The following is a 15,286-nucleotide window of genomic DNA, read 5'->3' on the forward strand; positions in this document are numbered from 1 at the left end:
GGGTGAGGCGCGCCCGCCGGGTGAGGCGCGCCCGGCGGTCAGTGGCGGCTGACGCGGCCGGCGATCGCGTGGCCCACGAACAGGTAGACCACCGCCGCCAGTCCGTAGCCCGCCACCACGCGGGCCCATGCCTCGTCGAAGGTGAACAGGTCGTACGACCAGCCCGCCAGCCAGCGGGCCGCGTCGTGGATGAACTGCACGAAGTCGTTCGCGCGGTTCGCGTCCAGCAGGTACATCAGGATCCACAGCCCGATGATCAGGGCCATGATGTCGGCGACGACCGCGATGACCCTGCCGGCCTGGTTACCGTTGCGGTATCTAGGGGACATGCCCATCGGATTGCCGTCCGGGGGGAGTTGAAACGCGGGCGTCCGGCGGCGGCCGGGCCCCCGCCCTTCGCCCGCGTTCGCCCGGAGTCCGCATGGAGTTCGCCGTTCCTGGGGACGACGTTCGAGGGGGTCGCCGATGATCCTGCCCCCTTGAGTGGCAGGAGGGCCGTTGTCCCGCACCGGAACGCCCGCGATCGAGGAACCGCGCCTGACCACCCGCAGGGTCAGGCGCCGCCGCACCCCACGGCACGTGGTGCTCGCGGTGCCGGTGGCCCTCGCGGGGCTGATCTCCCTGCTGGTCAGCGGCAACACCCTGCGGCCGTTCGACCGGATCACCACTCTGGAGGCCCGCATGGCCTCCAAGTCGGACTTCTTCCGGGACCCCGAGGTACGGCGCCTGCTGCTCGCCCACGGCCTCCGCGTCGACATCCACCGGCTCGGCTCGCGGGGCATCGCCACCCAGTCCCTCGCGGGCACGGACGTGGTCTTCCCGTCCGGGCAGCCCGCCGCCAAGCTGATCCTGGACCGGCAGGACCACTCGGTGCGCTCGGTGCGCCCCTTCGTCACCCCGCTGGTGCTCGGCACCTTCCGTGACTACGCCGAGACGCTGGTCAGGGCCGGGGTCGCCACCCGGCAGCCGGCCCCGGACGGCACCCCCACCCTCTACTACGACCTCGACATGCCCGCCTTCATGGGCCTGCTGGACGGCACCGACCACGGCCGCCCCACCGCCGACCAGGACCACGACGGCCGCACCGAGGGCGCCGACACCTGGAACGGCATCGGCTACGACACCACCGGCGGGCACAGCAACAGCGGCCGGGTCCTGGTGCGCACCTCCAGCGTCTGCGAGTCCAACGCGGCCGGCACCTACCTGAGCCTGCTCGCCTTCGTCGCGGGCGGCAACGCCACCCCCGGCACCGAGGACGCCGGCGACCCCGGGGCCGCCCGCGCGGAGGTGCGCGCGCTCGCCGCCCGGATCAGGCCGCTGATCAGCCTCCAGGGCATGTGGGCCGACGACCAGGCCGACAGCTACCTGTCCGACCTCGGCGAGAGCATCGCCCCCCTCTCCCTCCTCTACGAACACCAGTACCTGGCGCACCAGATCGCCCACCGGAAGCGGTACGGCAGCGAGGACACCGCCCGCGTCCTGCTCTACCCGACGCCCTACGCGCTCACCGAGCCGCAGCTGATCTCCCTCACCGACGACGGCGACCGGCTCGTCAGCGTCCTGGAGAAGGACGAGGAGCTGCGCGAGCGCGCCATAGAACTCGGCTTCCGCGTCCGCTTCTCCGGCGAGGAGGGCACCAGCGCCCGCCTCAACGCCTACCTGCGCGGGCACGGCGTCCAGGTGCCCGTGCAGAACGCCGACCGCACCAAGTCCTACGAGCCCGACCTCGGCGTCCTGGAACAGCTCATCACCTCCATCGGCACCTGCCCGCCGCCCGACGGGGACGCCCCGTGAGCCGCCCGCGCCCGGGACCCCCACGACCGGGACCCCCGCGCGGCGCGGTGCCGTTCGCGCTGTGCCTGGCGCTCCTCACCGGCCTGCTCGCCGCCTGCACCGGCGCACCCGACCACGTCACCCTGCGCGTCCTCGCCAGCCCCGAACTCGCCGACGTCGAGCCCCTGTTGGGCCGGCTGGCGGAGGACACCGGGGTCGAGCTGACGATGGAGTACGAGGCGAGCGCCGACCTCGCCGGACGGTACCCGGCCACCGGCCGCCCCGCCCCCGACCTCGCCTGGCTCGCCTCCGACCGCTCCTTCCAGCTCCGGGTGCAGGACTCCGGCGGCCGCATCACCCGCCCCGAGTCCACCTCCGTCCTGCGCTCACCCGTCGTCGTCGGCCTCACCCCCGCGGCGGCCGGCGCCCTGCGGGCGAAGGCCCCCGGTGGCCGGATCTCCTGGGCCGACGTCGCCGACGCCGCCGCCGGGGGCCGCCTGCGCTTCGGCATGGCCGACCCGCGGCGCAGCGACACCGGCCGCGCCGCGCTCGTCGGGGTGGCCACGGCCGCCGCCGGCACCGGCGGCGCCCTGCGCGCCCAGGACGTCTCCTGCGACCGGCTGCGCGGCTTCCGCTCCGGGCAGAGCCTCACCGCCGACAGCTCCCGTGCCCTGCTGGCCGCGTACGCCGCCCACCCGGAACGCGCCGACGCGCTGATCGCCCACGAGTCGGAGCTGCTGTCGCTGAACGCCGGGGGCCGGCTGCGCGCGCCGCTGGAGATCGTCCACCCCGACGACGGCATGGTCCTGTCCGACTTCCCGCTGCTGCTGCTCGACCCGCGCGAGCGCGGCCCGTACCGCAAGGTCGTCGACTGGCTGCTGCGCGCCGACGTGCAGCGCGAGCTGATGCGCCGCACCCACCGGCGGCCCGTCGACCCGGACGTCCGGCCGACCGGGCCGCTGGCGCAGCCCGTCGGCAACGCGCTGTCGTTCCCCGACCGGCTGTCGACCGTGCAGCGGCTCGTGGACGACTACGGCGACCCCGCGCACGGCACCGCCGATCAGGTCGTGTTCCTGCTGGACTTCTCGACGTCCATGCGCGGGGAGCGGATCGCCGCGCTGCGGGCCGCGTTCGCCGGGCTCAGCGGCGCCGACCGCACCGCCACCGGCAAGTTCGCCCGCTTCTACCGCGGGGAGCGCCTGACCGTCGTACGGTTCGGCGGGCGGGTGCTCCAGGAGCGGACCGTGACCGTGCGCGGCGACGCCGACCTGCGCACGCTGGACCGGATCGTCGCGGACGGCGGCTTCGACGACGCCACCGCCGTCTGGTCCGCCCTCGACCGCGGTTACGCCCTCGCCGCCCAGGCGGTGCGCGCGGCACCCCGGCGGCCCGTCGCGATCGTGCTGATGACCGACGGGGAGAACAACGCGGGCCTCGGTCCCGCGGAGTTCCTGCGCCGCCACCGCGCCCTGGGCACCGCGGTCGCCGCGGTGCCCACCTTCCCCGTGCCCTTCGGAGAGGCCGACCCGAGCGCGCTGGAGCGGGTCGCCCGGGCGACCGGCGGCCGGGTCGTCGACGCGCGCCTCTCCTCCCTCGCCGACGCGTTCAAGGAGATCCGTGGGTGTCATTGACCGGCAGTGGTGGGGCCTGTGGTGGCCGTGGGTGGCCGTCTGGGCGGTGACGGCCTGCGCCCTGGCCGTCCTCGCACGGTACGCGCTGGCGCGCCTCGGGCCGCCGCGGCGCCGCCGGGGCGGCGGGCGCACCGTGCACGGCATGTGCTTCTTCCTGCACGAACAGCGGGTGATGGACCTCTACCAGCAGGGCGGGTTCAGCGCGGCCCTGGAGCAGGAGGTCGCCGACCGGATCAACGTCACCAGCGGCCTGAACGTGCTGGCCAAGCTCGGCTTCACCGCCGGGGCCCGCCGGGACGTCACCAAGGAACGCGTCACCGCCTACATCCGGCAGTCCACCCCGATCACCGTGATCCGGCTGCTGATGGACACCATGCGCAAGGAGGACGTGGTCGTCCACGCCGACCTCACCACCGGCGAGGTGACCCCCAACCGGGCGCTCGCCGAGCGGCTGCGCGAGGGCCGCGGCGACGGCCGGGTCCCGCTGTCCTCCCTCGGCGTGGTCTCCGCGTTCGTGTCGGTCACCGGCACCTTCACCGCCCGCCGTGTGGAGAGCGGCGACATCGTGCTGCGCGCCCCGTACGGGCCGGGGCGGCAGGACGCCCGGGTGCGGATCACCTGCGAGGCGGCCGGGGTGCGCGAGGGCTTCGCCCACGAGGAGTACTTCACCGGGGAGTTCCAGGCCCGCTGCCTCGGCAAGGTGCAGACGTGGAACGGCGAGAAGGGCGAACTGCGGGTGAACCCGGTCGCCATCTTCCTTTGACCAGGCGGCCGTTCCGGCCGCACACGTGGACGGCCCCCCGCCCGGGAAGGGCGGGGGGCCGTCGACGAGGACCGGCGGGATCAGCCGCGCTGGATGCCCGAGGTGTCCCGCAGCACGCCGCGGCGCCCGTCCTGGGTCTGGGCGACCAGGCCCTGGCCGCCCTGCTCGACCGCCAAGTACCAGGTGCCCGGCGCCAGTTCGGCGATCGGGGAGGGCGAGCCGTCCTCCGCGTACAGCGGGCGCGGCACCGGCACGGCGAACCAGAACGGCGAGAAGTCCGCCGCCGGCTGCGGCGCCGGGGTGCCCTGCGGAGCGCCCTGCGGACCGCCGAACGGCTGGCCCTGCTGCTGCGGCGGCTGCGCGCCGTACGGCTGCTGCGGGGCGCCCGGGTAGCCGTAACCACCGGGCGGCTGGGCGCCGTAGGGCTGCGGGGCGGCCGGGCGCGGGGCCGGCACCAGGGCGGCCTGGAGGGCGGGCACGAGCGGCGTCGCGACGGCGGCCGCGGCCAGCACCAGCGCCGCGATCAGGCCGAGGATCAGACCGGCGCCGGTGTCGATGTTGGCGCTGCCGAAGGAGTCGCTGAACGCGCCCAGCGGGTCCACGATCGTCCAGAAGGCCGTCCACAGCGCGAACACGGTGAGCGCGACACCCAGCTGACCGAGGTCCAGACCGACGACCTTGCGCGGCTGCGGCAGCGCGCGGGCGACGACGATCAGGACCGCGCCGATGATGCCGCCGACGTACATGCTCATCACCAGGCCGAGGTTGTCCCAGGCGTTGGGGACGTCACCGGGGCCGTCGAACGTGTCGAGGAACGACGCGATGAACAGCAACACCGCTGCTCCGATCACCACGCCGTCGCCCCGAGTGAGGGAGCGGATATTCACTTCAGGTCCTTCGTCAGTCGTCTCGTCGTCGGTAGAGGCGTCGCTGTCACCATGTCGCCGTCAGGCCCCGGTGTGAAGCGCGGGGGTGACCCCTCGTACGGACGACACTATCGCCCGAACGATCGAGGTGTCCGCCGGGATGGACCCGCCGGACCTCACCCGCGCAGGAAACTCACGATTCCCTCAGACATCCCCAGCGCCGCCTGCTGCCGCCACGCACCGCTGGTCAGCAGTGCCGCGTCCTTGCTATCGCGCATGTTGCCGCACTCGATGAACACCTTGGGAACCGTTGACAGATTGAGACCGCCGAGATCGGTGCGCGTGACGAGACCGGTGCCGCCGCCCAGGTAGTTGGAGCGCGCGCTGCCCGTCACACGGGCGAAGTCGTCGGCGAGGGCCGTGCCGAGGGCCCTGGAGGGCGCGACGATCGGCCGGGTGTCGGCCTCGCCCGCGTGCACCGCGCCGGGCAGGATCACGTGGAAGCCGCGGTTGCCGGTGGCCGAGCCGTCCGCGTGGATCGACACCACGGCGTCCGCGTGCGCCGCGTTGCCGATCCGGGCGCGCTCGTCGACGCACGGGCCGTACGGCCGGTCCCCGTCCTGGGTCAGCTTCACCGTGGCGCCCTGCGCTTGGAGCAGCGTGCGCAGCCGGTGGGCCACGTCCAGCGTGAACGCGGCCTCCGCGTAACCGGAGTTGGTCGACGTGCCCGTGGTGTCGCACTCCTTGCGGTGGGTGCCGATGTCCACGGGGCGGTTGATCTCCGCCGTGTGCCGGACGTTGGCCGGGTTGTGACCGGGGTCGATGACGACGACCCGGCCCTTCAGGGGAGCGGCCCCCTTGTCGTCCGCGCCCGCGGTGGCGGTGGAGTGCGCCGAGGGCGTGTCCGACACCGGGGCCGTCGCCCGGCCCCCGCCGTCGTCGCCCCCGGAGCCGCCGCCCACGGCCCCGTACGCCAGCCACCCCGCCAGCACCCCGGGCACCAGCGCGGCCAGCGCCACGACGAGGGGACGGCGCAGCACCGAACGGCGCGGCACCCGCGGGGGCTCGAACTCCGGACCTACGTACGACACGCCAGCCACCCTAACGGCCACACCCGACGACGACCGGCGGACACCGCCCGGACGGATGACACGGGGTGGCCGGCCGGCCCGCGGGGGCCGGGGCGCCCCGCGTCGACCGCCGGGCGGTCACTTCGCCGAGGTGGACGCCCTGCCTGCCGCAGGCCTCCGCGGCAGCCAGGCCAGCATCAGCAGCGTGCCCGCCGCCAGGAGCCAGGCTCCCGTGCGGAAGGCCAGGGCGTAGCCCTCCGTGAGGGCCTGCGGGGTGCCGCGGTCGCCGGTGCGGGCCGCCGCCAGGGTGGACAGGACCGCGAGGCCCAGTGAACCGCCCATCGTGCGCGAGGTGTTGACCAGCCCGGAGACCAGGCCCGCCTCGCCGGGCGCCGCCCCCGAGGTGGCCAGCGAGGCGAGCGGCGTGGCCGACAGGCCCGCGCCCAGCATCATCACGATGCCGGGCAGCATGATCTCGGTGACGTACGTGCCGTCCGCGCCCATCGTCGACTGCCAGGCGAACCCGCCCGCCGCCACCGCCGTACCGAGCGCGGCCGCGCTGCGCGCCCCCACCGCCCGCATCACGCGCGGCGCCAGCTTGGAGCTCAGCACGATCGCCAGCGAGCTCGGCATCAGCGCCAGGCCCGCCTGGAGCGGGGTGTAGCCGAGCACGTTCTGCGCGTACAGCGTCATGAAGAACCACATGCAGAACATCGCCGAGCCGCACAGGAACATCGCCGCGTTCGCCGAGGACACCGCCCGCAGCCGGAACAGCCCGAGCGGCATCAGCGGCGACGCCGTCCGCGCCTCCACGGCGACGAACAGGCCGATCAGCGCCAGGCCGACGGCCAGCGGCACCAGCGCGGCCGGCGCCGTCCAGCCCGCCGCCTCCGTCTGCGAGATGCCGTAGGCCAGGGTCGCCAGGCCCGCCGTCACCAGGGCCGCGCCGGGCAGGTCCAGGCGCCGCCCGTCCCCGGCGCGGCTCTCCGGCAGCAGGCGTGCGGCGCCCGCGAGGACGACCGCGCCGACCGGCACGTTGATCAGCAGCACCCAGCGCCACGACAGCGTGTCCACCAGCACCCCGCCGACCAGCCCGCCCGCGGCGCCCCCGCCCGCGCCGACCGCCGTCCAGGTCGCGATGGCCCGCGCCCGCGCGGCGCCCTCGGGGACGGCGGCCGTGACGATCGTCAGCGTCGACGGCGCCAGGACCGCCGCGCCGAGCCCCTGCACGGCCCGCGCGAGCAGCAGCTGCCAGTCCTGCCCGGCCAGCCCGCCGCCGAGCGAGGCCAGGGTGAACAGGGCGAGCCCGACGAGGAACATCCGCTTGCGGCCGTAGAGGTCGCCGGCCCGCCCGCCGAGCAGCATGAACCCGGCGAAGGCGATGGCGTAGGCGTTGACCACCCACTGCAGGCCCGAGGGGTCCAGGCCCAGGTCGGCGCGCATCGAGGGCAGGGCGACGTTCACCACGGACACGTCGAGCACGACCAGGAACTGCCCGGCGCAGGCGAGTGCGACGAGCAGCCAGGCGGGCGGGGCGGTGCGGCGGACCGGACGGGCGACTTCGGGGGCCTGGAGCATGGGTGTCATGCTCTCAGCCGCCGGACGGTCCTGACGATCGGGATTTCGACGCAGGCGCGACTGGTCCGGAGGCCCTACTCCGCTTCGTCAAGAGACGGTCAAGAAATCATTAGTGTGCCGAAGCACCGGAATAGTTGCCCGTGCATACGTCGTTCGTCCTGCATGTATCCATGATCTCTCCCGGCCCGGAGGCCCCCACCCATGACGCAGACGACGACCGACCGGCCGACCCGCGCGGCGAGCGGCGCCGTGGTCCCGGTGCTCGCCTTCGCGGGCATCGTGGTCGCGGTGATGCAGACCCTGCTGGTCCCCGTCATCAAGGACCTGCCGCAGCTGCTGCACAGCGCGCCCAGCGACGCCACCTGGGTCCTGACCTCCACGCTGCTGTCGGGCGCCGTCGCCACGCCGATCATGGGACGCCTCGGCGACCTGTACGGCAAGCGGCGCATGCTCATCGCCAGCCTCGCGGTGATGGTGGCCGGCGCCCTGGTCAGCGCCCTCACCAGCGACCTGCTCACCATGATCGTCGGCCGTACCCTGCAGGGCTTCGCCATGGGCGCCATCCCGCTCGGCATCGGCCTGATGCGCGACATGCTGCCGCGTGAGCGGCTCGGCTCCGCGATGGCCCTGATGAGTTCCTCCATCGGCGTCGGCGGCGGCCTCGCCCTGCCGCTCGCCGCGCTCGTCGCCCAGCACGCCGACTGGCACGCCCTCTTCTACGGCGCCGCCGGCCTCGGCGCGGTCGCCATCGCGCTGACCCTCTTCGTCGTCCCCGAGTCCACCACCCGCGCCCCCGGCTCCTTCGACCTGCCGGGCGCGCTCGGCCTGTCCGCCGGTCTGGTGCTGTTCCTGCTGCCGATCACCAAGGGCAGCGACTGGGGCTGGACCTCCGCCACCACGCTCGGCCTGTTCGGCGCCGCGGCCCTCGTCCTGCTGCTGTGGGGCGTGATGGAGCTGAAGGTGAAGGCGCCGCTCGTCGACCTGCGCACCACCGCCCGCCCGGCCGTCCTCTTCACCAACCTCGCCTCGATCATGGTCGGCGTCTCCTTCTACGTCGTCTCCCTGGTCCTGCCGCAGCTCCTCCAGCTGCCCAAGGCCACCGGGTACGGCCTCGGGCAGTCGATGGTCACCGCCGGCCTGCTGGTCGCCCCGCTCGGCCTGACGATGATGCTCACCGCGCCCGTCTACGCCCGCCTGTCGGCCCGCTACGGCCCCAAGGTCACCCTCATCATCGGCCTCATGGTCATCGCCGTCGGCTACGGCGCCGGCCTCGGCCTGATGAGCGCCGCCTGGCAGAGCCTCGTCATCTCCGTCGTCCTCGGCGCGGGCATCGGCCTGGCCTACTCCTCGCTGCCCGCCCTGATCGTCGGCGCCGTCCCCGCCTCCGAGACCGGCGCGGCCAACGGCCTCAACACCCTGATGCGGTCCATCGGCACCTCGGTGTCCAGCGCCGTCATCGGCATGGTGCTCGCCAACACCGCGCACACCGTCGGGGGCGTGGCGATACCCACCATGCACGGCTTCCGGGTGTCCTTCCTCATCGCCACGGCCGCGGTCGCCGTCGGCCTCGTCCTCGCGCTGTTCCTGCCCAGGCCGGACCGGGCGCCCCGACTGCGGGCGACCAGCGAGGAGGAGGCGAACCTCGCCAACGCCGCCCGCGCCACCGGGGCCGAGGAGGCGCCGCACGGCTTCCGCGGCCGGGTGCTCGCCGCCGACGGCAGCCCGGTCGCCCGCGCCAAGGTCACCCTCATCGACCGGCGGGGCCGCCAGGCCGGCGCGACCCTCTCCGGCGAGGACGGCTCGTACACGCTCGCCGTGCCCGCCGAGGGCGCCTACGTCCTCGCCGCCAAGGCCCTCGGCCACGCACCGCTGGCCTCCTCGGTGACGCACCCCGGCCAGGAGCAGGCGGTCGAGCTGGACCTGTCCCTGCCGCTGTCCCGCCCGGGGGAGACGGTCGGCGCGTAGCACTTGATCCCGTCCCGCACCCCCGGTCGAACCCTCGGCCGGGGGTGCGGCAGCATGGGCACGGCCCTGCGCCGCACGACCGAAAGGCCCCCTCATGACCGCCGCACCCGCGCCCTCCCTCAGCCCCTCCCCGGAGGTCCTCGCCGCGTTCGAGGCGGCCAAGGGGTTCATGCCCGTGGACGAGGGGCTGGCGCTGTACGCGGCCGCCGTCGAGGCGGGCGGGCTCGGGCTGCCGCTGCTGGAGATCGGCACCTACTGCGGGCGCTCCACGGTGCTGCTCGCCGACGCCGCCCGGCGGACCGGCGTGAGCGCCCTCACCGTCGACCACCACCGCGGCAGCGAGGAGCAGCAGCCCGGCTGGGACTACCACGACCCGGACACCGTCGACCCGGAACTCGGCGTGATGGACACCCTCCCGCTGTTCCGGCGCACCCTGCACCGCGCGGGCCTGGAGGACCACGTGGTCGCCCTGGTCGGCCGCTCACCGCGGATCGCCGCGCTGTGGAACACCCCCCTCGCCCTGGTCTTCGTCGACGGCGGCCACACCGACGAACACGCCACCGCCGACTACGAGGGCTGGGCCCCGCACGTCGCCGAGGGCGGCCTCCTCGTCATCCACGACGTCTTCCCCGACCCGCAGGACGAGTTCACCGGCCAGGCCCCGTACCGCATCCACCTCCGCGCCCTCGCCTCGGGCGCCTTCACGGAGATCGCGTGCACGGGGTCCCTGCGGGTCCTGCGGCGGACCGGCGCCGGGATCTGACGCGGGGCGTCCGTCCCGGCCGGCCGGCCGGGACGGCAGGTCACCCGCCGGGTCAGAGCCAGCCCTGGTGGCGGGCCTCTCGGAGGGCTTCCATGCGGTTGCGGGTGCCGGTCTTGCCGATGGCCGCGGAGAGGTGGTTGCGGACCGTGGACTCCGACAGGTGCAGCCGGGCCGCGACGTCGGCGACCGTCGCCCCGTCCGCGGCCGCCTCCAGCACGTCCCGCTCGCGCGCGGTGAGCGGATTGGGGCCCGCGCTCAGCGCCGCCGCCGCGAGCGCCGGGTCGACCACCGTCTCCCCGGTCAGCACCCGGCGGATCGCCCCGGCCAGCTCCTCCACCGGTCCGTCCTTCACCAGGAAACCGGCGGCCCCCGCGTCCATGGCACGGCGCAGGTAGCCCGGCCGGCCGAACGTGGTGAGGATCAACACCCGGCAGCCCGGCGCCTGTTCGCGCAGGTCGGCCGCCGCGTCCAGACCGCTGCGGCCGGGCAGCTCGATGTCCAGCAGCGCGACGTCCGGGCGGTGCACCAGCGCCGCGTCCACGATCGCGTCGCCGGCGCCCACCTGCGCCACCACCTCGATGTCCGGCTCCATCCCCAGCAGCAGGGCCAGCGCCCCGCGCATCATCCCCTGGTCCTCGGCCAGCAGGACCCGGATGGACCGGGCGGGACGGTGGTCCCGGGGCATGTCGTTCACGGGGAGAGCGTAGGCCCCGACGGGCCGACGGGAGCCGCCGCGGGGGGGAGTCCACCGGAGTCCGTGCGGGACGGGTCGTGGGGGGCCGTGGCCGGTCCGTCCGCCGGGAGTTCCGCCGTCACCGTGAACCCGCCGTGCGTGCCCGGACCCGCCGTCAGGGAACCCCCGGCCGCCGCGAGCCGCTCCCGCAGCCCCGTCAGCCCGGTCCCGCACGGGCCGCCGCCGTCGGCGCACCCCCCGCCGCCCCGGCCGTCGTCCGTCACCGTCAGCCGGACCCGGTCCCCGTCGCCCGCCACCACGATCTCGCAGCGCCGGGCCCCGCTGTGCCGTACGACGTTGGTGACCGCCTCGCGCACCACCCAGCCCAGCAGGGCCGCCGTCTGCGGGGCGAGCGGCGGACCGGACTGCGAGAGCACCGGCTCCACGTCCGCCGCCCGCAGTGCCGAGCGGGCCCGGTCCAGCTCGGCCGGCAGGCTGCCCTCGCGGTAGCCGGTGACGGCCTCACGGATCTCGGTCAGCGCCTGCCTCCCCACCGCCTCGATGTCGGTGACCTGCGCCAGCGCCGCGTCCAGGTCCCGCGGCGCCAGCCGCCGCGCCGCCTCCGCCTTCACGACCACCACGGACAGCGTGTGCCCCAGCAGGTCGTGCAGGTCGCGGGAGAACCGCAGCCGCTCCTCCTCCACCGCGCGGCGGGCCAGTTCCTCACGGGCGGCGCGCAACTCCCGTACCGCCTGGGACAGGGACAGGATCGCCGCCGTCACCAGCGTCGACAGCAGCGTGCCGTAGGCGACGCCGATCGCGTCCTTCCAGTCCTCCCGCACCACCGCGGTGGCGCCGCCCAGCAGGGCCAGCGCCACGCCGGCCCGGCCCAGCCACCGCCCGCGCGCCACGGTGCCGACGGCGAGCCCCAGCAGCGGGAAGAAGTTCAGCCAGTTGCCGCCGTAGCCGAGCGCCAGGCCGCAGGTCACCGCGCCCATCAGCACCAGCGCGCCCCGGGTGGAGGCCGCCGTGCGCGCCCGGGGGTCGAACGCCCGGAACACCACGTAGATGTAGAGCGAGTTGAAGGTCAGCAGTCCCAGGCCCCCGACCCACGGGTTGGGCGTCTCGCCCTGGAAGAGGTTGGAGAAGGACCCCATCCCCATCAGCAGCCACGGCAGCAGGGTGAAGCCGGACGGCGCCGGCCCGACGTCGTCCTGCTCCTCGCCCGCCCGCCGCCCCGCGCGGACCTGCTCGCGGTACCGGGCCCGCTCGCCCCGGCCCTGGTACCAGCACCGCACCCTGCCCGTCACGGACATCCGCCGCCTCCCCCGTCGTACGGTCACTCCCGACGGTCACGACGCTACGCACCCGGCGCCCCGCCCGGCAGAGGCGTCCGTACGGACCTCGGCAGGACGAATGTCCCGGGTGCCGCCCCGCCTGGCATAGCGTCGGGGAACGCCCCGCGACCACCAGGAGCCGGCCCCATGCCCCTCGACGCCGCCACCGCACTCGCCGCCGCGCCCCGGACGACGCGGATCTCCTGGACGCGCCAGGACGTCCTGCTCTACCACCTCGGCATCGGCGCGGGCGTCCCCGCCACCGACCCCCGGGAACTGCGCTACACCCTGGAGTCCCGGCTCCACGTCCTGCCCAGTTTCGCCACCGTCGCGGGCGGCGGGAAGCCCGCGGTGACCGGCGCCCTGTCCCGGCCCGGCGTCGACGTGGACCTCGCGCGCGTCCTGCACGGCGGCCAGACCCTCACCCTGCACCGCCCGCTCCCGGCCGAGGGCACCGCCACCACCACCGGCCGCATCGTCGCCGTGTACGACAAGGGCACCGCCGCGGTCCTCGTCATGCGCACCGACGCCGCCGACGCCGCGGGGCCCCTGTGGACCGGCGACGCGCACGTCTTCGTCCGCGGCGAGGGCGGCTGGGGCGGCGACCGGGGGCCCTCCACCCGGCCGCAACCGCCCGCCGGGGAGCCGGACCTGGTCGTCGAACGCCGCCTGCGCGAGGACCAGGCGCTGCTCTACCGCCTGTCCGGCGACCTCAACCCCCTGCACGCCGACCCGGAGTTCGCAGGACGCGCCGGCTTCGCCCGGCCCGTCCTGCACGGCCTGTGCACCTACGGCGTCACCCTCAAGGCGGTCGTGGACACGCTGCTCGACGGGGACGTGCGCAGGGTGCGGTCGTACGACACGCGGTTCGCCGGGGTGGTGTACCCGGGGGAGACCCTGCGGATCCGGATGTGGCGGCGGCCCACCGGCGACGGCGTCCGGGTGACCGTGACCGCGGCGGACCGCGACGACGCGGCGGTGCTGGACGGAACGGTCGACGCGACCTGACACGCCGGAGGGGGCGGCCCGTGACGGACCACCCCCTCCCTCTCCTGCTCTCCCGCTCCGGGCCCTAGGGGGTGTCTCGCCGATCAGGCCGGGCTCGCGGCGCCTGGCACCGCGCCTCGCCGCGTTGTCGTCGGTTGGCGATGCTCCGCATCGCCGCCCTCCTCCGCCTTGCGATGCACGGCACCAGACGCCGCTCCCTGATCCGGCCTGATCGACAAGACACCCCCTAGACCCCCTGCGGGACCGGCTGGCCGGACTGCGCCGAGTTCGCCTGCTGGCCCTGCTGGGCCGGCTTGCGGTGCCGGCCCCGCGGTGCCGCGTCCCCGTCGTGGTGGGACACCGGACCCCGGTGCCTGCCGTGCCCCGTGGCCTCCTGGACCCCGGCGGACAGCCCCTGCGTGGTGCTTGCGTCGCTCATCGGATGAGTTCACCCCGTCAACATGATCTTCTTTACAGCCGGGCGAGTGTATCCGGCCGACCACGGGCCGGATCCAGGCGGCCACGCCGACCGGGACTAGTTCGTTACAAGCCGCGCCAGGGGCGCCTGTTGCAGGGGAACGGGGCGGGGCGCGCAGGGCTCGGCGGGGGCGCCGGACGCCCCATGGATGCGGTCGTCGGCGGGCCCGGGGCACCCGGGGGAGGCGAGCCCCGAGCGGGACTCCGGGCCCGGCCTCGGCACGGGATCCGGCGCGGGCACGCGCGCGACACCGCACGGCACGGCCGGGGTGGCGTACGGCAGCCGCAGCTCGCCGTCCGCCGTCCACAGCCCCGCGCCGGGCAGCCACCCCTCCGGCGCCGCGCGCTGCCGCAGCCGCCGGTCCGCCGGGCGCCACATCCCGACCCAGGAGCCGCACGGGCCGTCGACGCGCAACGCCACCGCGCAGCTCTCCGGGAGCAGCACCTGGCCCGGCTGGATCGCGAACGGCGTCAGCGCGCCGCCCGGCAGCCGCAGCGACTCGGGGAAGCGGACCGGGAGCGTGCTGCCGAGAACCCCCCAGCCGAGGCGCGGCTCGCCCGGCGACGGCGCGTCCGAGCCGATCAGCAGCAGACCGCTGTCGGGGTCGGCGAGCAGCAGCCGGTCGTCGCTGTCGGCGGTGATCTGCAGCAGCGGGGAGACCTCGCCGCCGCGCCCCAGGTCCACCACGACCGCCTTGGTGCGGCCCCCGGTCTCCCGGTCCAGGGCCAGCATCCGGCCCGCCCGGTCCAGCCAGACCCCGCCGGAACAGCGGCCGGGGACCTCCGCGACGCGCTCCGGACCGAACGCCCCGCCCGCCACCAGCCACAGGGCGGTGGAGCGCCGGCCGACGAGGAGGGCGTACGCGCGCGTGCCGCACGGGGCCGGGGGGAGCAGCCGCAGCCCGGCGTCACCGCCCGGGTCCGTGCCCGCGTCGGTACCGGCGTCCCGGTGGTCGATCGCGCCCAGCGGGTGCTCGCCGGTGCCCGGGCCGGTCGGGTACAGCAGGGTGAAGGTGTGCCGCCCGGCCGCCCTGCGGTGGACGAGCACCTGCCCGTCGGCCATCGGCTGCACCTGGGTGCCGGGCTCCTCGGGCTGGTGGCCCGGCAGCGGCACCGCGTACGGCTCGGGGCCGTCCAGGGTCCAGCGCTCCGGGAACCAGCAGTCGCCGCGGCGGGCGAGCCGGGCCGCGTAGGCGCCGTCCGCCGTGATCACCAGGGGCGCGGCGGCCGTACGGTCCGGGTCCTCCTCGGCGCCCCGCTCGCCCTCCCCGGTGTGCCGCCCGCCCTCCTCCGGGTCCCGCTCGCCGTCCTCCGTCGTCGGTTCGATCGCACAGGCCGTCATGGTTCGGTCACCTCCGGCGACGAAGCTAGTTTTCGCACGCGCGCCCGTGGGACCGGCGGAC

14 protein-coding genes are annotated in these 15,286 nt (G+C 75.3%); 6 read left to right on the plus strand and 8 right to left on the minus strand.

What is annotated here, in order from left to right; translation table 11 throughout:
- Positions 1–38 precede the first annotated feature (38 nt).
- Positions 39–329 (minus strand): hypothetical protein, encoded by a 291-nt coding sequence (locus tag AQJ30_RS09825; RefSeq protein ID WP_067232602.1) that lies wholly within the window; start codon positions 327–329, stop codon positions 39–41.
- A gap of 169 nt (positions 330–498) precedes the next feature.
- Between AQJ30_RS09825 and AQJ30_RS09830 the strand changes: the two genes are divergently transcribed.
- From AQJ30_RS09830 to AQJ30_RS09840, 3 genes are read left to right on the plus strand one after another with little or no spacing between them, the layout of a single operon-like run.
- Complete coding sequence (locus tag AQJ30_RS09830) at positions 499–1,794, plus strand: hypothetical protein (RefSeq protein ID WP_079083953.1); 1,296 nt, start codon at positions 499–501, stop codon at positions 1,792–1,794.
- On the plus strand, positions 1,791–3,404 hold the full coding sequence (locus tag AQJ30_RS09835) for a vWA domain-containing protein (RefSeq protein WP_245726877.1): 1,614 nt from the start codon (positions 1,791–1,793) through the stop codon (positions 3,402–3,404). The genes AQJ30_RS09830 and AQJ30_RS09835 overlap by 4 nt, the downstream gene beginning before the upstream one ends.
- Positions 3,391–4,167 carry a hypothetical protein gene (locus AQJ30_RS09840; RefSeq protein ID WP_079083954.1) on the plus strand — a complete coding sequence of 259 codons (777 nt, stop codon included), beginning with the start codon at positions 3,391–3,393 and terminating at the stop codon, positions 4,165–4,167. The genes AQJ30_RS09835 and AQJ30_RS09840 overlap by 14 nt, the downstream gene beginning before the upstream one ends.
- An 80-nt stretch (positions 4,168–4,247) precedes the next feature.
- On the opposite strand, the gene AQJ30_RS09845 is transcribed toward AQJ30_RS09840, so the two are convergent.
- The 3 genes from AQJ30_RS09845 to AQJ30_RS09855 all read right to left on the minus strand — a co-directional run bounded on the left by AQJ30_RS09845 (position 4,248) and on the right by AQJ30_RS09855 (position 7,690).
- Complete coding sequence (locus AQJ30_RS09845) at positions 4,248–5,054, minus strand: DUF5336 domain-containing protein (protein ID WP_079083955.1); 807 nt, start codon at positions 5,052–5,054, stop codon at positions 4,248–4,250.
- A 155-nt stretch (positions 5,055–5,209) separates the two neighbouring features.
- Positions 5,210–6,124 carry an N-acetylmuramoyl-L-alanine amidase gene (locus tag AQJ30_RS09850; RefSeq protein ID WP_067231386.1) on the minus strand — a complete coding sequence of 305 codons (915 nt, stop codon included), beginning with the start codon at positions 6,122–6,124 and terminating at the stop codon, positions 5,210–5,212.
- 117 nt (positions 6,125–6,241) lie between these two features.
- Positions 6,242–7,690 (minus strand): DHA2 family efflux MFS transporter permease subunit, encoded by a 1,449-nt coding sequence (locus tag AQJ30_RS09855; protein WP_067231388.1) that lies wholly within the window; start codon positions 7,688–7,690, stop codon positions 6,242–6,244.
- 192 nt (positions 7,691–7,882) lie between these two features.
- On the opposite strand from AQJ30_RS09855, the gene AQJ30_RS09860 reads away from it, so the two are divergent.
- Both AQJ30_RS09860 and AQJ30_RS09865 read left to right on the plus strand, forming a co-directional pair.
- Positions 7,883–9,646 (plus strand): MFS transporter, encoded by a 1,764-nt coding sequence (locus AQJ30_RS09860; protein ID WP_067231390.1) that lies wholly within the window; start codon positions 7,883–7,885, stop codon positions 9,644–9,646.
- A gap of 94 nt (positions 9,647–9,740) precedes the next feature.
- On the plus strand, positions 9,741–10,409 hold the full coding sequence (locus AQJ30_RS09865) for a class I SAM-dependent methyltransferase (protein ID WP_067231393.1): 669 nt from the start codon (positions 9,741–9,743) through the stop codon (positions 10,407–10,409).
- Between the two features lie 52 nt (positions 10,410–10,461).
- Here the strand turns inward: AQJ30_RS09865 and AQJ30_RS09870 are convergent, their stop codons facing one another.
- Entirely contained in the window at positions 10,462–11,094 is a 633-nt protein-coding gene (locus tag AQJ30_RS09870; RefSeq protein WP_067231396.1) for a response regulator transcription factor, read from the minus strand.
- 5 nt (positions 11,095–11,099) lie between these two features.
- Positions 11,100–12,398, minus strand: a complete 1,299-nt coding sequence (locus tag AQJ30_RS09875; protein ID WP_067231398.1) for a sensor histidine kinase — start codon at positions 12,396–12,398, stop codon at positions 11,100–11,102.
- Between the two features lie 168 nt (positions 12,399–12,566).
- On the opposite strand from AQJ30_RS09875, the gene AQJ30_RS09880 reads away from it, so the two are divergent.
- Positions 12,567–13,427, plus strand: coding sequence for a MaoC/PaaZ C-terminal domain-containing protein (locus tag AQJ30_RS09880; protein ID WP_067231401.1), 861 nt, complete (start codon positions 12,567–12,569; stop codon positions 13,425–13,427).
- A 226-nt stretch (positions 13,428–13,653) separates the two neighbouring features.
- On the opposite strand, the gene AQJ30_RS09885 is transcribed toward AQJ30_RS09880, so the two are convergent.
- Positions 13,654–13,845: a hypothetical protein gene (locus AQJ30_RS09885; RefSeq protein WP_067231403.1), complete on the minus strand. Its 192-nt coding sequence runs from the start codon at positions 13,843–13,845 to the stop codon at positions 13,654–13,656.
- 96 nt (positions 13,846–13,941) lie between these two features.
- Complete coding sequence (locus AQJ30_RS09890; RefSeq protein ID WP_067231406.1) at positions 13,942–15,225, minus strand: hypothetical protein; 1,284 nt, start codon at positions 15,223–15,225, stop codon at positions 13,942–13,944.
- Positions 15,226–15,286: the final 61 nt, after the last annotated feature.

Origin of the sequence: Streptomyces longwoodensis (genome assembly GCF_001514125.1) — a bacterium.
Lineage (GTDB): Bacteria > Actinomycetota > Actinomycetes > Streptomycetales > Streptomycetaceae > Streptomyces > Streptomyces longwoodensis.